Annotated in this window: 15 protein-coding genes; 6 read left to right on the forward strand and 9 right to left on the reverse strand. The window is 71.7% G+C overall.

All coding sequences use genetic code 11. The features are described 5' to 3' along the window. The first annotated feature begins 271 nt into the window (after positions 1–271). Positions 272–643, forward strand: a complete 372-nt coding sequence (locus OG496_RS14535) for a DUF1844 domain-containing protein (protein ID WP_019065475.1) — start codon at positions 272–274, stop codon at positions 641–643. Positions 644–647: 4 nt separating this feature from the next. Here OG496_RS14535 and OG496_RS14540 read toward each other — a convergent pair whose 3' ends face one another. Next, on the reverse strand, positions 648–1,382 hold the full coding sequence (locus tag OG496_RS14540) for an SseB family protein (protein ID WP_366495594.1): 735 nt from the start codon (positions 1,380–1,382) through the stop codon (positions 648–650). A 150-nt stretch (positions 1,383–1,532) separates the two neighbouring features. Here OG496_RS14540 and OG496_RS14545 point away from each other — a divergent pair, with 150 nt between their 5' ends. Continuing rightward, the gene (locus OG496_RS14545) at positions 1,533–2,534 is read left to right on the forward strand and encodes a serine hydrolase (RefSeq protein WP_405971149.1); all 1,002 of its coding nucleotides are present in this window, start codon (positions 1,533–1,535) and stop codon (positions 2,532–2,534) included. A 67-nt stretch (positions 2,535–2,601) separates the two neighbouring features. Here the strand turns inward: OG496_RS14545 and mycP are convergent, their stop codons facing one another. Continuing rightward, positions 2,602–3,777: a type VII secretion-associated serine protease mycosin gene (mycP, locus tag OG496_RS14550; protein ID WP_405971150.1), complete on the reverse strand. Its 1,176-nt coding sequence runs from the start codon at positions 3,775–3,777 to the stop codon at positions 2,602–2,604. Next, positions 3,774–4,634: a hypothetical protein gene (locus OG496_RS14555; RefSeq protein ID WP_405971151.1), complete on the reverse strand. Its 861-nt coding sequence runs from the start codon at positions 4,632–4,634 to the stop codon at positions 3,774–3,776. Before OG496_RS14555 ends, mycP begins: the two co-directional genes overlap by 4 nt. A 3,786-nt stretch (positions 4,635–8,420) precedes the next feature. Between OG496_RS14555 and OG496_RS14560 the strand changes: the two genes are divergently transcribed. Further along, positions 8,421–9,623, forward strand: a complete 1,203-nt coding sequence (locus OG496_RS14560) for an amino acid deaminase/aldolase (protein WP_399397276.1) — start codon at positions 8,421–8,423, stop codon at positions 9,621–9,623. A gap of 69 nt (positions 9,624–9,692) precedes the next feature. Here the strand turns inward: OG496_RS14560 and OG496_RS14565 are convergent, their stop codons facing one another. The 3 genes from OG496_RS14565 to OG496_RS14575 are packed head-to-tail and all read right to left on the reverse strand — an operon-like array spanning position 9,693 to position 13,245. Then, on the reverse strand, positions 9,693–10,475 hold the full coding sequence (locus OG496_RS14565; protein ID WP_405971152.1) for a 3-oxoacyl-ACP reductase: 783 nt from the start codon (positions 10,473–10,475) through the stop codon (positions 9,693–9,695). Next, positions 10,472–11,866, reverse strand: coding sequence for an aldehyde dehydrogenase family protein (locus tag OG496_RS14570; RefSeq protein ID WP_405971153.1), 1,395 nt, complete (start codon positions 11,864–11,866; stop codon positions 10,472–10,474). Before OG496_RS14570 ends, OG496_RS14565 begins: the two co-directional genes overlap by 4 nt. 8 nt (positions 11,867–11,874) lie before the next feature. Next, positions 11,875–13,245 carry a glutamine synthetase family protein gene (locus OG496_RS14575; protein WP_405971154.1) on the reverse strand — a complete coding sequence of 457 codons (1,371 nt, stop codon included), beginning with the start codon at positions 13,243–13,245 and terminating at the stop codon, positions 11,875–11,877. A gap of 85 nt (positions 13,246–13,330) precedes the next feature. Between OG496_RS14575 and OG496_RS14580 the strand changes: the two genes are divergently transcribed. Then, positions 13,331–14,065 carry an FCD domain-containing protein gene (locus OG496_RS14580; RefSeq protein WP_327405317.1) on the forward strand — a complete coding sequence of 245 codons (735 nt, stop codon included), beginning with the start codon at positions 13,331–13,333 and terminating at the stop codon, positions 14,063–14,065. 71 nt (positions 14,066–14,136) lie between these two features. Further along, positions 14,137–14,829, forward strand: a complete 693-nt coding sequence (locus tag OG496_RS14585) for a gamma-glutamyl-gamma-aminobutyrate hydrolase family protein (protein ID WP_405971155.1) — start codon at positions 14,137–14,139, stop codon at positions 14,827–14,829. On the opposite strand, the gene OG496_RS14590 is transcribed toward OG496_RS14585, so the two are convergent. Further along, on the reverse strand, positions 14,826–15,749 hold the full coding sequence (locus tag OG496_RS14590) for a LysR family transcriptional regulator (RefSeq protein WP_405971156.1): 924 nt from the start codon (positions 15,747–15,749) through the stop codon (positions 14,826–14,828). The two genes, OG496_RS14585 and OG496_RS14590, sit on opposite strands and share 4 nt — an antisense overlap. A gap of 70 nt (positions 15,750–15,819) precedes the next feature. Here OG496_RS14590 and OG496_RS14595 point away from each other — a divergent pair, with 70 nt between their 5' ends. Next, positions 15,820–16,929 carry a TDT family transporter gene (locus tag OG496_RS14595; RefSeq protein WP_405971157.1) on the forward strand — a complete coding sequence of 370 codons (1,110 nt, stop codon included), beginning with the start codon at positions 15,820–15,822 and terminating at the stop codon, positions 16,927–16,929. Here the strand turns inward: OG496_RS14595 and OG496_RS14600 are convergent. Then, entirely contained in the window at positions 16,856–17,575 is a 720-nt protein-coding gene (locus OG496_RS14600) for a helical backbone metal receptor (RefSeq protein ID WP_405971158.1), read from the reverse strand. The two genes, OG496_RS14595 and OG496_RS14600, sit on opposite strands and share 74 nt — an antisense overlap. Then, entirely contained in the window at positions 17,575–18,141 is a 567-nt protein-coding gene (locus OG496_RS14605; RefSeq protein WP_327405312.1) for an XRE family transcriptional regulator, read from the reverse strand. The genes OG496_RS14600 and OG496_RS14605 overlap by 1 nt, the downstream gene beginning before the upstream one ends. Positions 18,142–18,148: the final 7 nt, after the last annotated feature.

Raw genomic sequence — 18,148 nt, forward strand, 5'->3', positions numbered from 1 at the left:
CCCCGGACGATCACAAGACGGGGCTCCAAAACACTGCCGGAGCACCGCCGCGATGATCGCGGGGCGCGCTTTCGGGCGACTCCATCGTCCGTACGGAACGATGGTGACCGCCTGACCGGGGTGACCCGCCGTCCGTGAGGACAGTCAGGTGGGAGATCGGAGCCTCCACTTGTTGGCCGGGCACCACAGTGCCTGGCCGGTCATCACACAAGGTTAGCAGCTACCCGGGGGTGGTGCGAACCGCCGTACACCGGGCCCTATCGTGTGGGGCATGAGTGACACGCCTCCCGAGTCCACCAATGTTGACGCCCCCGACTTCGACGCCATGGCCCGCGACATCGCGGAGGTCCCGGCGGTCGAGGTGATCGTGACGGTCGCCGTGAATCTGATGAGCGCCGCCGCCGTGAAGCTGGGTCTGACCGAGGAGGGCGACAAGTACAAGGACCTGGACGAGGCCCGCAAACTGGTCACCGCCCTGGCCGGCCTCCTCGACGCCAGCGCGACCGAGATCAGCTCGTTCCACGCGGCCCCGCTGCGCGACGGCCTGAAGTCCCTCCAGCTCGCCTTCCGCGAGGCGTCCCTCGTCCGCGACGAGCCGGGCCAGGGCCCGGGCGAGAAGTACACGGGCCCGATCTACGGCTAGCAGCTCACCCCATACGTACGTACAAGGGCTCGCCCGGAGGCGTCGCCCCGGCCGGCAGGAGTGCCAGGTCGAGGCCGCGCACCAGGCGGGCCCTCAGCGTCTCGTCGGCGGCGAGGCGTCGGGCCACCGCGCGGGCGGCCTCGGCGGGGGGCGCGGCCGGGTCGAGCACGAGCGCGAGGGTGCCGTCGGCCTGGCCGGGACCGAGGTGCGCACGCAGCACCGCGGGCTCGGCGGCGACGGCGGTCCGTACCGCCTCCACCACCGCCGGATCGGTGAGCGGATCGGCGGTCGTCCGCCCCTCCGCCACCGCGAGCAACGCGGACCCGCTCAGTTCGTACGGCACGGGCCCGGCCAGGTCCAGCACGATCGTGTCCGCCTTCTCGTGCACGGCGGCTTGCAGGGCCTGGTGCAGCGGTACGGCCACGGGCCGGGCCGCCGGGTCCCAGCGGGCCAGCGAGTCGGTGGAGGTGAAGGCGGGCAGTGCGGTCCGGCCACCGGCCTTGAGAGTAGGCACGGCCATGTCGCTCGTCTTCTCGCGGCGCAGCCCGTTCTCGTCCTCCTCGACCTCGCCCAGGACGGCCACCACGGGCACGAGCAGCCGGGCGCCCTTGAGGGCCGCCAGGACGGGACCCACGGCGGTGCGGTCCTCGGCCCAGGCGGCGAGCGCCGCGCTCAGTGCGGGGTCGGCCGTACCGTCGTCGTCGGAGTAGCCGGAGTCGGGAATGTTCTTGTTCGCCACGGTGACCGACCCTATCGGGGGGATGCTGCAGGGCTTGTGCGGGCCCTGAAACGCCGAGGACACAGCTTTCACACGTTTCTCAGACACCGTTGACAGACATCTAACTTTCATCTCACGTGTCGCACAGTCGCCGCCACCACGATCGCGTGCATGGAGTCTTCCAGAGCCGCCCGCCGCAACCACCGCGCGCGTCCCTCCCGGCGCCGTCCGCTCCCTTACATCGCCCTCGCCACCGTGGCCGTCGTGGGCGTCACGGCGGCGGGAACCGTGTACGTGAAGGCACACGCTCACTCCGGCGCCGTATCGTCATCGGCGGCGGCGGCGCCGTCGGCCTCAGCGTCGGCGTCGGGCAGCCGGGAGGCGACGGTGGAACCTGTGACGCAGCCGACGGTCGACTACGACGCGCTGCTGGCCAAGGCGATGACGTCGGTGACTCCGACCGGCGACCAGAAGGTGTCGGTGGCGGTGCTCGATCTGACCTCAGGCGAGAGCGCGACGTACGGCAGCGCCGCCTTCGACACGGCGAGCATCGTCAAGGTCGACATCCTGGCGACGCTGCTGCTCCAGGCGCAGGACGCGGGCCGGCAGCTGACGGCGACCGAGAAGTCGTACGCCACCACGATGATCCAGAACAGCGACAACGACTCCGCGACGGCCCTGTGGGACATCATCGGCACGGCGGACGGGCTCGACACGGCGAACAAGACGTTCGGGCTGACCGGCACCACGGGTGGCGCCGGCCCGCTCTGGGGGCTGACCCAGACCACGGCGGCCGACCAACTCACCCTGCTCCAGCAGGTGTTCGGGGACGACTCGAAGCTGAGCTCGGCGTCGCAGTCGTACATCCAGGGGCTGATGAAGCAGATAGAGGCCGACCAGCAGTGGGGGGTGTCGGCCGCGGCCGACGGCTCCAAGTGGGCGCTGAAGAACGGCTGGTTGGCGCGCAGCACGACCGGTCTGTGGGACGTCAACAGCATCGGGCGGGTGACGGACACGGACGGCGACGCGTACCTGGTCGCCGTACTGTCGAAGGGCAGCACGACCCAGACCAAGGGCATCACCCTGATCGAGGCGGCGGCGAAGGCGGGGGTCGCGGCGTTCGGTGAGAACAGCGGTTCGGCTACGGCGGCTTCGGCGTCCGCGACCGACTGAAGACCGCGCGCCCAGCCCGGGGCGGGAGTGGTTCTCTCCGGCCGACTGCCCCTGCTCACCGCTGTGTTCAGAAGGCCTCGGGGCGTCGGCGTCGGCCGCGCCACAGGACGACCGCGGCCACCAACAGGACTCCGCCGACGCTGCCCGCGAGGGGGCCCGCCCAGTCGGACGTGCTGCTGTCGGACTTGGCGGCGTCCGGTCCCGAGCCGAAGTACTCCTTGCCGTAGGCGGCGGAGCGCAGGCCGGTCGGCTTGAGGCCGGCCGCGGCCTTGATGGCGGCGGCGGGGTCGATGAAGCCGTAGCCGCGGGAGTCGTCGCGGCCGCCGACCGGGGGGTTGCGCGCGGTGTCTTCGAGGAGCTTCTTGATCTGGGCCGGGGTCAGCCCCGGGTGGGCGGCCTTGATGAGCGCGACGGCGCCCGAGACGAAGGCGGACGCGGCGCTGGTCCCCCACCCCTCGTAGTACTTGTGGTCGGGGTCGGCGATGACGACGTTGACGCCGGGGGCGCTGACCGTGGCGTACCAGCGGCGGGTGGAGAAGGAGGCGCGGGTGCCGAAGCGGTCCACGGCGGCCGCGGCGATCACGCCCGGGTAGGCGGCCGGGTAGGAGACGTGGTCGCCCTTCTCGCCGCCGTTGCCCGCCGAGGCGACGACGGCGACGCCCTTCTTCAGGGCGTACTGCACGGCCTCGTCCTCGGCGGGCTCGGGGTGCGCGGAGGCGGAGTCGTCGCCGAGGGAGAGGTTGATGACGTCGGCGCCGTGGTCGGCGGCCCAACGGATGCCGTCCGCAAGGGCGTTGCCGCGGGTGGTGCGGGCCTTGCCGCGGGCGGAGTCGCCGTCTTCGAGGATCACGCGGACCGGGAGGATCTTGGCCTCGGGGGCGATGCCGATGACGCCGTCGGTGTCACCGGGACCGTGTCCGTGGCCGGCGATGATGCCGGCCATGGCGGTGCCGTGCCGGGCCCAGGCGCGGTCGCCCGGCTTGGCCCCGAAACCGACCATGTCCTTGCCCGCGAGGACGTTGCCGGTGAGGTCGGGGTGGTCGGCCTCGACGCCGGTGTCCAGGACGGCGACGGTGATGCCCTTGCCCTTGGTGGTCTGCCAGGCCTCCTGGGTGTGCATGGCGTCCAGGGCCCATTCCTGGGCGCGTATGCCGTCGGCGTGCGCGACGGTGGACGGGACCAGGGCGAGGGAGGCGGCCAGGAGGACGCTCAGCAGACCGGCCCGGCGGACGGTGACGCTCATGAGGTCTTCTTCTCCGAGGTCTCTGAGGTCGTGGGCGTCTCCGAGGTCTTCGATGTCTCGGAGGGCGAGTCGACGGTCTTGCGCAGGCTCCGCTCGACGCGGTCGGCAAGGCCCTGCGCCTCGTTGCCCAGACCGGCCTGGGCGGGGGCTTCGGTGCCGCCGGACGTGACGGCTTCGTCGGCGGGTTCGGGTGCGTCGACCTTACGGCCGTCCGCCCAGCCGGAGACGGCGTAGACGACGACGGGGGCGTCGGTGAGGACGGAGACGGTCCACGAGGCCCGCTGTTTGTCGCCGAAGGCGGCGGCGAGGGTGCCCTTGGCGGCGTACGGGCGGGGCATGAGGTCGGCGCGGTTGCCGAGGTTCTCGTTCTTGAACCGGGTGGAGAGGGCGGTCATCGCGGCGATGTCGGCCTTGGTGAAAAGGATGCCGACGGTGGTGACGTAGCTCTGGGTCGCGTCGGTGTAAGTGGCCCGCAGGAGCCGCTGGCAGCCGACGGGGGCGAGGACGTCACGCAGAAGCGGATCAAAGGCGTTGGCACAACCGCTGTCCGGGGCGACGGCGATCCGCGTCCAGGTACGGTCGGCACCGCCGGGACCAGCCCCCTGCCCCTGCACGGTGGACGGAAAAAGCTGGTCGACGGGCACGCTGTGCCACAACTGCCCGGCGGCGGCGAAGGAAGTGGCGCCGCTGTCCACCCCGTCATCCCCCGTGAGCCAACTCCCGGTCACCGCGCCGCCGATGAGCCCGAGACCGAGCACGACACAGACGCCGACAGCGGCGGTACGCGACCGTATCCGCGCCCCCAACGGCCGCGGCCGCACCCGCTCGTCGTACCCCTCTGGTTCCCCGAACGACACGACTGGGCGTCCCTCGCCGGGGTTCAGGGGCGCGCTCCAGGAAAAGGCAGGGTCGAGGCGGGTGGGGGTGCCGGGGGTGGAGGGGGTCCAGGCGGGGGGTTCAACTGGGGTGCTGGGGGTGGTGGTTGGCCAGGCTCGGGTGCCGGTGTCGTCGGAGGTGGGGCTGGCCGGCTTACTGGGGGCGGCCGTTGACCAGGCACGCGTGTCGGCGTTGTCGGAGGTGGGGCTGGCTGGGGTGCGGGGAGTAGCCGTTGGCCAGGCGGTGGCGTCCTCGGCAGTGGGTTCAACCGGCGCGCTGGGAGCGGTTGCTGACCAGGCACGGGTGTCGGTGTCGTCTGCGGCGGGCCCAACTGGCTTACGGGGGGCGGGCGGTGACCAGGGCGCGGTGTCGTCGACGGTGGAGCCCTGCGCGGCGGACCCGGAGGAGCCGGGGCCGGGTGCGGTGGGGCCGGCGGGGTGGGCGTCGGTCGGTCGGGAGCCGGAGGGGTAAGGCGCAGCGGGTTGAGCGTCAACCGACCGAGTGTCGGAGGGGTAGGGCGCGTTGCCACCGGAGGGCGACCACGCACCACGGCTGGGCGCGCCGCCTGTGGGATCCGTGAACGACTCGCCTCGCCAAGGGGTTTCCGGCCGGAGCCGGTCGGTGGTCTCCGGGGCGGGGGCGGAGGGGGAAGCTGATGGGCGAGTGGGAGTGGGGCTCTGCCGGTCGGGTCCCTGGTGCGGGGGCTCGGTTGTCGGGCGGGGCGGGGTGGCAACGGGGCCGGGAGATGTGGCCGGTCGGTCCGAGTCCTGGCGGAGCCGGTCGGACGGCTGGGGCGAGGGCTCGGCTTCGGGGCGGGGCGGTGCGGTGGAACCGGCAGATGTTCCCGGGCGCGTGGGGACATACCGCTGCCGGTCGGACGACTGACGTGAAGGCTCGGCTTCTGGGCGCGGCGGAGCGGCCGGGGCGGGGGGCGTTGCCGGGCGGGTCGAATCCTGGCCAAGCTGGTCGGACGGCTGAGACGGAGGCTCGCCCTCGGGGCGCGGTGGATTGTCCGAGCCGGGAGGCGTTGCCGGGCGAGCGGAGTCCTGGCGCAGCCGGTCGGACGGCGGGGGCGGAACCTCAGCTGCGGAACCGGGCGGGGTGGTGGAACCGGCAGACGTTCCCGGACGGGTCGGGATATACCTCTGCGAGTCGGACGGCTCACGCGGAGCCTCGGCCGCCGAACCGGACGCGGTGGCAGGGCCGGCAGATGTTCCCGGCCGTGTGGGGACATAGCCCTGCGGGTCGGACGACTGACGTGAGGCCTCGCCCTCAGGACGCGGCGGCGTGACCGGCGCGGGTGGAGGCGTTGCCGAGCGGTTCGAATCCTGACGAGGCCGGTCGGATGCCGGATGCGGGGCCTCACTCGCAGGGCGCGTCGGGGTACCCGAGTCGGCGGAGGTCCCCGGACGGGTCGGGACGTACCGCTGCGAGTCGGACGACTCACGCGGAGCCTCGGCCGCCGAACCGGACGCGGTGGCAGGGCCGGCAGATGTTCCCGGCCGTGTGCGGACATAGCCCTGCGGGTCGGACGACTGACGCGGGGCCTCGCCCTCGGAGCGCGGCGGAGTCGCCGGACCGGGAGAAGCTGCCTGGCGAGCAGAGTCCTGACCGAGCCGATCGGACGCTCGAAGCGGAGCCTCGCCCCCCGGACCGGGCGAAGTGGCGGAGCCGGAAGGCGTTCCCGGGCGCCCCGGGGCATGGCGAAGCCTGTCGGCCGACTGACCGGGGCCCTCGCCCGCAGCACGCGGCGGGACACCCGGAACAGGAGGCATCCCCGAACCAACCGAATCCTGGCGCGACCAGTCGGACGCCTCACGCGGAACCCCACCCACGGGACGCGGCGGAGCAGCGGGGCCGGGAAGCGTTCCCGGGCGGCCCGGGACATGGCGAAGCGGATCTGACGACCCACCGGCGGCCTCACCCGCAGCACCCGGCGGAACGCCAGGAACAGAAGGCATCCCCGAACCAACCGAATCCTGGCGCGACCAGTCGAACGCCTCGCCCGGAACCTCACCCGCAGCGCGCGGCGAACCAACGGAGCCAGGAGGTGTCGCTGCCCCGGTCACATCCTGATGAAGCCAGTCGGACGACTGGCGCGGGCCCTCGCTCGCAGGGCGCGGCGGGTTGTCCGAGCCGGGCGGTGTGGTCGGGCTGAAAGGGGTGACCGTCTCCGAACTGGGTTGCCACAGCGCCTCGTTACCGCCTGTCGCCGCCGTAGGGCGGTGAGGCGGCCGGGGTGGTACAGCTCCCCGCGTTGCTCCTTCGGCGTTCGCGCGGAACGCCTCGCCGCCAGGCGCGGGCGGGGTGTCCGGGAAGCGTGCCGAAGCCGGCGGAGGGGGTGGGTTCACGGAGTCCATGGCACGGGGTGAGAAAGGCCGGAGGCCGGGAAAACGCGGCCGCCCGTCAGAGGAGGCCGATGCGGAACCGGACCCCTCGCGGCCATCGGAGCCGTTGTTCTGAGACGCGGTACGAGGATCAGGACCGTTGCTCGGAAATACCGTGCGGGCATCAGGACCGGTACCCGGCGACACCATACGGGCATCGAAACCGTCACTCGAAGACCCGGTGCGCCCATCAGAACCGGTACTCGAAGACACCGTGCCGGCGTCAAACCCGTTGCCCGGAGACCCAGTTCGCGCATCGGGGCCGTTCCCCCGGAACACCGCGCCGGCATCGGACCCACCGTTCTGCCCGTTCTGCGGTGCCGTAGGCCTCCCGTTACCGCGGTCCCACCAACCCGTACTGGACCCGTCGCTCCCGCTCCCCGCCGAAGCCGCACCGAAACCCGGCGCGAAGGGCTCCCGCCCACTCCGCGAATCTCCCGCAGCCCCCGACACACCCGTGCCGTCGCCCGGTCGCGGCGCATCCCCCGACGCCCGTCGCCCCCTCGCGTGCGCGCCCGAAGCAGGCCGCCGCTCAGACGACCCACCGTTCGTCAGCGCCCCCGGCATCCCCGGCGCACTCCACGCATCCCACGCACTCGAAGTACTCGACGCACCGGGCCTGTTCGGCCCATCCGGCGTCCCCTGCCCACCCCTCGAAGCGGAACCCGAAGCCACCCCCGAGGCCGGCCCCCAAGCGGCCCCCGAGGCCGGACCAGCAACAGAACCCGAGCCCGGAACCGAAGGAGAACCCGAAGCAGAACCGGAAGTGGCCCCTGACGTAGCCGCGCCCCCAGCCCCCGCCGTCCCAGAATCCCCCACAGAACCAGAATGCGGTCGGTCCAAGTCCTCGCCCGTTGCCTCGTCGGCCGTCGGCCGCCCCGCCGAGTCCGTCACGTTCCCCGAATTCGTCCCGTTCGCCGGGTTCACAGGATTCACCGAGCCCGGCGCTCCCGGCGGCCGGTGCGGCGGCGTCGAGCCCGCCGGTCCGGGGGCGCGTCGCGCTTCCGTGCTCATGCACCCCCCGTTTCCTCGTACCCGGGCCACCGTTATGTCCGCCTGCGGGCCGATGTACGCCTGCCCTTTGTCCGTACGCGGGCCGGTGTACTCCTGCCCCTGCTCGTATACGGACCGGCGTCCACCCCGCTCTCACCCGGCACGACACAAAATCAAAGACACACAAACAAAGTCGTCCCGAGCACGCATACCCGCAGCGGTGGACCGCCATCCCGGGCGCGGTCGAACGACCGGCGGCGTTTCCTCCGTGCGTGCGCGTCACTCTACGGGTTGACCCCGCTCGAACGGGAACCAGTCCACGCCCCCGGGGCATCTGCCCGGAACGTCCCCCTACCCTGCGGTAATCCTGTCTGGCAGGCTGCGTTCATGACTGCGCGCGCCGCCGACCGGACCCGTTACGACCGGGCCACCGCCCACCTCGACGCCCCTCTCGCGATCGTCGACCTGGACGCCTTCGATGCCAACGCGGACGACCTCGTCCGCCGGGCCGGCGGCAAGCCGGTCCGCGTCGCCAGCAAGTCCGTCCGCTGTCGAACCCTCCTCGAACGCGTCCTGGCCAGGGACGGCTTCGCGGGCCTGATGTCCTTCACCCTCGCCGAGTCGCTGTGGCTCGCCCGTTCCGGGTTCGAGGACGTCCTCCTCGCCTACCCCTCCGCCGACCACGCCGCCTTCGGTGAACTGGCCAACGACCCCAAGCTCGCCTCCGCCGTCACCGTGATGATCGACGACCCGGCCCAGCTCAAACTCATCGACGACTCCCGCGACGGCGGCACCGAAGTCATCCGCGTCTGCCTGGAGTTGGACACCTCGCTGCGGATGCTCGGCGGCCGCATCCGCGTCGGCGCGCTCCGCTCCCCGCTGCGCACCCCCGCCCAACTCGCCGACATCGCCCGGACGGTGTCCCGCCGCCCGGGCTTCAAGGTCGTCGGGATCATGGCCTACGAAGGGCACATCGCCGGTGTCGGTGACTCCGTCGCCGGGCGGCCGTTCCGCTCGCGCGCCATCCGGCTGATGCAGGCCACCGCCAAGCGCGAACTCGCCGAGCGGCGCGCCGAAGTGGTGCGCGCGGTCAGGGCAGTTGTGCCCGACCTGGAGTTCGTCAACGGCGGCGGCACCGGCAGTGTCCAGCACACCGCCGCCGAGGACGCGGTGACCGAGATCGCGGCCGGTTCCGGGCTGTACGTGCCGCGCCTCTTCGACAACTACACGTCGTTCCACGGCCGTCCGTCCGCGCTCTTCGCCATGCCCGTCGTACGGCGCCCGGGCGTCGGCGTCGTCACCGTCCTCGGCGGCGGCTACCCCGCCTCCGGCGCCGCCGGCCCCGACCGGCTCCCGGTGCCGTACCTCCCGGAGGGCCTGCGCTACGACCCCCAGGAAGGGCCCGGCGAGGTGCAGACGCCACTGCTCGGCTCCCCCGCCGACGACCTCCTCATCGGCGACAAGGTGTGGTTCCGGCACGCCAAGGCCGGTGAACTGTGCGAGCGGTTCGACGCGTTGCACCTGATCGAGGGCGACGCGGTGACGGCGACCGTGCCGACGTATCGCGGCGAGGGCATGACGTTCCTCTGACGGACCGACAGAAACGCACGACGGCCCGGAAGTTCTTCCGGGCCGTCGCTGTGTGCTGACCGACCGACCTCACATCGGCGTGACGTACGCCCCCGAAATCCCGCCGTCCACAAGGAAGTCGGCGGCGTTGACGAACGACGAGTCGTCGCTCGCCAGGAACGCGACAGCCGCGGCGATCTCGGTCGCCTCCGCGAAACGACCGACCGGGATGTGCACCAGGCGGCGTGCGGCGCGCTCGGGGTCCTTGGCGAACAGCTCCTGCAGGAGTGGGGTGTTGACCGGTCCCGGGCAGAGCGCGTTGACGCGGATGCCCTCGCGGGCGAACTGCACGCCCAGTTCACGGGACATGGCGAGGACACCGCCCTTGGACGCCGTGTACGAGATCTGGGACGTGGCCGCGCCCATCCTCGCCACGAACGACGCCGTGTTGATGATGGAGCCCTTGCCCTGGCGGCGCATGTACGGGATCGCGGCCTTGCAACACAGGTACACCGACGTGAGGTTGACGTCCTGGACGCGCTTCCAGGCCGCAAGGCCCGTGTCGAGGATGGAGTCGTCGTCCGGCGGTGAGATGCCCGCGTTGTTGAAGGCGATGTCGACGCTGCCGTAGGTGTCGAAGGCCGCCTTGAAGAGCGCCTCGACCTGCTCGGGGTCGGTGACGTCGACCTTCACGAACAGCCCGCCGACCTCGTCGGCCGCCGCCTTGCCATGGGTCTCGTCGATGTCGCCGCAGACGACGTGCGCGCCCTCGGAGGCGAGCCGGCGCGCGGTGGCGAGACCGATGCCGCTGCCGGCTCCGGTGATGACGGCGGTACGGCCGACGAGACGCCGGCAAACAATCTCTGAGGTCACTGTGCGGAGCCCTCCGTGCTGGTGGAGACGTTGCTGATGAAGACGTTCTTGGTTTCGGTGAAGGCGGTGAGCGCGTCCGGGCCCAGTTCGCGGCCGATCCCCGACTGCTTGAAGCCGCCGAACGGGGTCCAATAGCGGACGCTGGAATGGGAGTTGACGGACAGGTTGCCCGCCCGGACGGCCTGCGAGACGCGCAGGGCGCGACCGACGTCCCGGGTCCAGATGGACCCGGAGAGGCCGTAGTCGGTGGCGTTGGCCAGGGCGATCGCCTCCGCCTCGTCCTCGAAGGGGAGCACCACGGCGACGGGTCCGAAGACCTCCTCGACGGCCACGCGTGCGTGCGGGTCGACGCCGGTCACCACCGTCGGCGGGAACCAGAAGCCGGGGCCCTCGGGCGCCTTGCCCCGGATGCCGGCCAGGTCGTCCGTGACGTACGAACGGACGCGCTCCAGCTGGACCTTGGAGATCAGCGGACCCATGTCCGTCGTCTCGTCGGCCGGGTCGCCGACGCGGACGGACTCGACAGCCGGAGCCAGCAGCTCCAAGAAGCGGTCGTAGACGGAGCGTTGAACGAGGATGCGGGTGCGGGCGCAGCAGTCCTGGCCGGAGTTGTCCAGGAAGGACATGGGGGCCGCGGCTGCGGCGGCCTCGATGTCCGCGTCGGCGAAGACGATGTTGGGGCTCTTGCCGCCGAGTTCGAGGGTGACGCGCTTGAGGAGTTCCGAGCCCTTCGCCAACACCTGTTTACCTACGGCCGTCGACCCCGTGAACACGATCTTCGCGACGCCCGGGTGCTCGACGAGCGCGGTGCCCGCGACCGGGCCGCGGCCGGGGAGTACCTGGAAGAGACCCTCGGGAAGGCCTGCCTCCAGGGCGAGTTCGGCCAGCCGGAGCGCGGTCAGCGGGGTCGTCTCGGCCGGCTTCAGGATGACCGCGTTACCGGCCGCGAGCGCCGGGGCGGTGCCCCACGCGGCGATCGGCATCGGGAAGTTCCAGGGGGCGATCACGCCCACCACGCCCAGCGGTTCGAGGATCGTGATGTCGAGGCCGCCCGCGACCGGGATCTGCCGGCCGGTCAGCCGCTCCACTCCCCCGGCCGCGTAGTCGAGCAGGTCACGGACGTTGCCGGCCTCCCAACGGGCGTTGCCGACCGTGTGTCCGGCCTCGCGCACCTCCAACTGGGCGAGTTCTTCGAGGTGTTCGTCGACGGCGGTCGCGAAGCGGCGCAGCAGCCGGGCCCGGTCGGCGGGCGGGAGCGCCGCCCACTTCGCCTGGGCCCGGGCGGCGCGTACGACGGCGGCGTCCACGTCGGCCGCGGTGGCGGCGGGGACGGTGGCGAGGACCTCCTCGGTGGCGGGGTTGAGTACTTCCAGCGGGTGCTCGGCAGGCAAGGGGGTCCTCACAGACGTTCGAAGGAGCGGCGCAGCTCCCAGTCGGTGACGGCGGCGTCGAAGGCGTCCAGTTCGACGCGTGCCATGTTGCGGTAGTGCGCGACGACCTCGTCGCCGAAGGCGGCCTTGGCGATCGGGCTGTTCTCCCACAGCTCGGCGGCCTCGCGGAGATTGGTGGGGACGTGCGCGTAGTCGCCGCTGTAGGCGTTGCCCGTACAGGCCTCCGGCAGCTCCAGCTTGTGCTCGATGCCGTAGAGCCCGGCGGCGACCAGGCCCGCCACCGCCAGGTGGGGATTCACGTCCCCGCCGGGCAGCCGGTTCTCGAAGCGCATGGAGCGGCCGTGGCCGACGATCCGGAGGGCGCAGGTGCGGTTGTCGTACCCCCAGGCGACGGCGGTCGGCGCGAAGGAACCCGGCTGGAACCGCTTGTACGAGTTGATGTTCGGGGCGTAGAGCAGCGAGAAGTCGCGGAGCGCGGCGAGCTGCCCGGCGAGGAAGTACCGCATGACCTCCGACATGCCACCGGGGTCGTCCGAAGTCCCCGCCATGGCGTTGCCGCCGTCGGCGTCGGCGAGCGAGAGGTGGATGTGGCAGGAGTTGCCCTCGCGCTCGTTGTACTTCGCCATGAACGTCAGCGAGACGCCCTCCTGGGAGGCGATCTCCTTGGCGCCGGTCTTGTAGATCGCGTGCTGGTCGCAGGTGACGAGGGCGTCGTCGTAGCGGAAGACGATCTCGTGCTGCCCCGGATTGCACTCGCCCTTCGCGGACTCGACGGTCAGCCCGGCGACGGTCATGTCGTTGCGGATACGGCGCAGCAACGGCTCGATACGTCCGGTCCCCAGCACCGAATAGTCGATGTTGTACTGGTTGGCCGGTGTGAGTCCTCTGTAGTTGGCGTCCCAGGCCTGTTCGTACGTGTCCTTGAACACGATGAACTCCAGCTCCGTACCGACCTGCGCGGTGAATCCGTGCTCGGCGAGGCGCTCCAGCTGGCGGCGCAGGATCTGGCGGGGTGCGGCGACCACCGGCGATCCGTCGTTCCAGGCGAGGTCGGCGATCAGCAGGGCGGTGCCGGCGTTCCAGGGCACACGGCGGAGGGTGGTCAGGTCCGGGTGCATGGCGAAGTCGCCGTAACCGCGCTCCCAGGAGGACATGGTGTAGCCGTCGACCGTGTTCATCTCGGTGTCGACGGCGAGGAGGTAGTTGCAGCCCTCGGTGCCGTGCCGGAGCACGTCGTCCAGGAAGAACTGGGCGGCGAACCGCTTGCCCTGCAGCCGCCCTTGCATATCGGGGAAGGCCAGGACGACAGTGTCGATCTCACCACTGGCGACGAGGCGTTGAAGTTCCTCGACGCCCAGTGGGGGTGTGCGGTCTGCCACGGGAAAGCCTCCTTCGGCTTCTACGGTCAGCCGGAAGCCATAAGGTATTGCGGAGAACCATTGCTTGGGAAGGGGGTGCCGCCATATGTCGCTGGATGCGGAGAACGGGCTTGAGGACCGGTTGACCCCGGTACTGCGGCCGGTGCGGGCGGGCAACGGCTTCGAAGAGGCGCTGGAACAGATACTGCAGGTCGTACGGCTGGGCCTGGTGCCGGGGGGCGAACGGTTGCCGGCCGAGCGGGAGCTGGCCGAGCGGCTCGGGATCAGTCGGGTGACGCTGCGCGAGGTTCTGAAGGTACTGCAGGACCAGGGTCTCGTGGAGTCGCGGCGCGGACGCTACGGCGGGACGTTCGTCCTGCCGAAGTCGGACGCGGGCGGCGAGGACGAGCTGCGGCGGCGGATCAGCGCGGTCGACATCGAGGACGTGCTGCGGTTCCGGGAGGTGCTGGAGGTCGGCGCGACGGGCCTGTGCGCGACCCACGGCCTGAGCGACGAACAGGCGGGCCGCCTGCGCGACGCCCTCGCCCGCACGCACGACGCCCCGCTCGCCGACTACCGCCGCCTGGACACCCTGCTGCACCTGACCCTGGCCGAGCTGTGCGGTTCACCGACCCTGACCGCGCAGTACGCGGCGGTACGGGCAACGGTGAACGACCTCCTCGACTGCATCCCCCTCCTCGTCCGCAACCTGGAGCACTCGCAGCGCCAGCACATCGCGCTGGTCGAGGCGGTCCTGGACGGGGACGCGGACGGGGCGCGGGAGATGATGCGGGAGCACTGCGCGGGGACGGCGGCGCTGCTGCGCGGGTTCCTGGCATGACCGCCTGACCAGCGGGGTAGTTCAATGGTTCCCACGGAGTCCATTCAATTCGCTTCACGTCGGAGGGGTGCATGGCGGGCAGACCGCTGATCGGCATCAGTACGTATCTGGAGGCCGGAGCACGTTGGGGCACCTGGGAGTTGGAGGCGGCCCTGCTGCCCGCCGGCTACCCACGGCTCGTGCAGCGCGCGGGCGGCCTCGCCGCGATGCTGCCCCCCGACGCCCCCGAACACGCCGCAGCCACCGTGGCCCGCCTGGACGCCCTGGTGATCGCCGGCGGCCCGGACGTGGAACCGATCCGCTACGGCGCCGACCGCGACCCCCGCACCGGCCCGCCGGCCCCCGCCCGGGACGCCTGGGAACTGGCCCTGATCGAGGCCGCGTTGACCGCGGGCATCCCCCTCCTGGGCATCTGCCGGGGAATGCAGCTCCTGAACGTCGCCGTCGGCGGCACCCTCGTCCAGCACATCGACGGCCACGCGGAGACACCGGGCGTCTTCGGCCATCACCCGGTCAAGCCGGTACCGGGAACCCTGTACGCGTCAGCGGTACCGGAGGAGACCTCGGTCCCCACGTTCCACCACCAGTCCGTGGACCGCCTGGGCGCGGGCCTGACGGTGTCGGCCTGGGCCGAGGACGGCACCCCGGAGGCCGTCGAACTCCCCTCTGCCGACTGGGTGCTGGGGGTTCAGTGGCACCCCGAGATGGGCGAAGACCTGCGGGTGATGCGGGCGTTGGTGGAAGCGGCCGCGAAAGCTCGCTAGCCCTGCGTCAGCGAGAGCAGTTCCCGCGCCGGTCCCGTCGGCCGGTGACCCGTGGGCCACACCGCCCTCAAGTCCCGGGCGAGAGTGACCCCTTCGACCGGGATACGCACCAGCCTCCGCATCGACAGCTCCTCCCCCACGGCGAGTTCACTCAACACCGCAGGCCCCGCCCCGCTCACCGCCGACGCCTTGACCGCCGTAGTGGACGACAACTCGATGAGAGGGCGGGCCAGTCCGCCCAATGCCGCGTCCAGTACCTGCCGCGTGCCCGAACCCGTCTCCCGGAGGATCAGGGGCGTCGACGCCAACTCGGCCGCCGGGACAGGGCGTTGACGGCGGGCCCACGGATGGGTCGGGGCGGTCACGACGATCAAGTGGTCGTGGGCGATCACCGTGGAGTCGAGGCCGGGCGGGACCGACAGGCCCTCCACGAAGCCCAGGTCGGCCTCGTCGGCGAGGAGCCGTTCCGCGACCGTGGTCGAGTTGCCGGCCAGCAACGAGACGGCTGTGTCCGGGCGTTGGGAGTGGAGGGCGAGGAGCCAGCCGGGGAGGAGGTACTCGGCGATGGTCATGCTGGCGGCGACGCGAAGCCGGGAGTCACGCCGGTGCCGCAGGGCCTGGGCACCCGCGTCGAAAGCAGCCGCCGCCTCGACGACCCTGCGGGCCCAGTCCGTGACCAGGGCACCGGCGTCGGTCAGGGTCGATCCACGCGGTGAACGGTCCACCAGGGCGACGCCGAGCTGTCGTTCCATGGAGCGGACGCGGCTGCTGGCGGCCGGCTGGGTGATGCCCAGTTCGCGGGCCGCGGCGCCGAGGCTGCCGAGCCGTGCCACCGCCAGCAGCAGCTCCAGCGCCCCGAGGTCCGGCACCCGGTGCGCGATCGACCCGCCCCGCTGATCTTCCGTCTCACTCCCGCTCATAAATCCAGTTTATGTCCCCATAGACACATACTCCCTGGTCGCGTGTCTCAGTCGGCGAGACGGTGGAGGCATGGTCACCGCCGTTCGTCATCTCGGACCCAACTGGTACGCCTCCGTCATGGGCACCGCCATCGTCGCCACGGCCGGTGCCGGGCTCCCGCTCCACCTCCCGGGACTGCGCACGGCCTGCACCGCCGTCTGGGCCCTCTCGCTCGCGATGCTGCTGGCCCTGATCGCCGCCCGGACCCTGCACTGGACCCACCACCGCGACCAGGCCCGCGCCCATCTCCTCGACCCGGCGATGGCCCCCTTCTACGGCTGCCTCGCGATGGCCCTGCTGGCGGTGGGCGGCGGGACCCTGGTCGTCGGCCAGGACTGGATCGGGCTCCGGGCGGCGGTCGTACTCGACTCCGTGCTGTTCGGCGCCGGGACGCTCGTCGGGCTCACGGCGGCCGTCGCCGTCCCGTACCTGATGGCCGTACGGCACAAGGTGCACCCTTCCCAGGCGACCCCCGTGTGGCTGCTGCCCGTGGTCGCGCCGATGGTGTCCGCGGCCCTCGGACCGCTGCTCGTGCCCCATCTGCCGCCCGGGCAGCCCCGGGAGACGCTCCTCCTCGCGTGCTTCGCGATGTTCGGACTGAGCCTGCTGGCAACGCTGTTGATGCTGCCGCTGGTCTTCGCCCGGCTCGTCACCGGCGGCCCGCTGCCCCTCGCACTCACCCCGACGCTGTTCCTCGTGCTGGGCCCGCTGGGTCAATCCACCACCGCCGTAGGCAAGTTCGCGGACTTCGCCCCCGGTGTCGTATCGCCCGCGTACGCCCAGGGCTTCAGCCTCCTCGCCGTCCTCTACGGCGTCCCCGTCATGGGCTTCGCCCTGCTCTGGCTCGGCCTCGCCACCGCACACGTCGTCCGCGCCCGCCGCGAGGGCATGCGCTTCACGATGACCTGGTGGGCCTTCACCTTCCCGGTCGGCACCTGCGTCACCGGCGCCGAGTCCCTGTCCCACCACACCGGCCTCGCCGTCTACGACGGGCTCGCGATCGTCCTCTACGGCGTCCTGGTCGCCGCCTGGGCCACCGCCGCCGCGCACACGGCCCGCGGGCTGGTCAGCGGCGAGCTGCTCGCAGGGCCGCGCCCAGCACCCGTGGCGCTTCGCCCAGTGCCGGCCCGTACCACGTGAGGTGCCTGCCACTGACGAGCGCGCAGGGCAGCCCCGCGAATGCCTCGGGGCCGTCGTCGGCCGTGAAGCGGTACGGCTCGTCCGGGAGGACCACCAGGTCCGGTGCCACAGCCCGTAGTTCGTCGACCGTGGCTCGCGGGTAACGCTCGGCGTGCGTCGCGTACAGGTGGTCGACTCCCAGCCGGGACAGCGCATCACCGGCGAAGGTGTCCCGGCCCAGCACCATCCAGGGCCGCCGCCAGATGGGAACCACAGCGGTTCTACGGTCGTCGGGTTCCGGCAGCTCGGACCACGCCCGCTCCGCCTCGTCCAGCCAGCGCGGGCGGGTCGGCGCTCCGCACGCGTCGAGCACCCGGGCGAGTTCGCGGAAGGCCTGCGGGACGTCACGCACCTCGGTGACCAGGACCTCAACACCCGCCTCGCGCAAGGCAGTCAGGTCCGGCTCGCGGTTCTCCTCCTCGTTGGCGATCACCACGTCGGGGGCGAGGGCAAGGATCGGGTAGAGCTTCGGGTTCTTGGTGCCGCCCACGCGCGTCACGTCGAGGCCGGGCGGATGGCTGCACCAGTCCGTCGCGCCGACCAGAACTCCCGGCAGGGATACGGCGATCGCCTCCGTGAGCGACGGCACGAGGGAGACGACGCGCATCAGCGCTGGCGGTCCTGGACCGCCTCGATGTGTTCGGCCACCGCGACCACGACCACCCGGGTGTCCGGCACGGTCGCGCGCCAGCGGTGACGGACACCGCCGGTCAGGTACATCGTGTCGCCGCGCACCAGCCGGTAGGCGCGCCCCTCCGCCTCGATCTCGACGGCGCCGTCCGCGACGTACATCAACTCGTCGTTGCGGTGCTGGAATTCGCGTCCGGCGTCATGGTCGCCGGTGAACTCCGAGGCGTGCAGCTGGTGGTGGCCCCGTACCAGGGAACGCATCCGGGGTGCCCCGACCGACTCGGGCTCCTCCGCGCGGACGACGTCGACGCTGCACGCGGGGTCGGCGGCGGCGAGGAGTTCGACGGCGGTGGTGCGCAGGGCGTCGGCCACCTTCTCCAGGGAGCTTCGGCTGGGGCGGGCCCGGTCGTTCTCGACCTGGCTCAGGAAGGGCACCGACAGGCCGCTGCGTTCGGCCACGACGGCGAGGGTCAGGGACAGCGCGCGGCGGCGTCGCCGTACGGCCGCACCCACCCGAAGGGGCTGTTCTTTGTGGTCGCCCATAGCTCCG

Origin of the sequence: Streptomyces sp. NBC_00988 (assembly GCF_045162645.1) — a bacterium.
Lineage (GTDB): Bacteria > Actinomycetota > Actinomycetes > Streptomycetales > Streptomycetaceae > Streptomyces.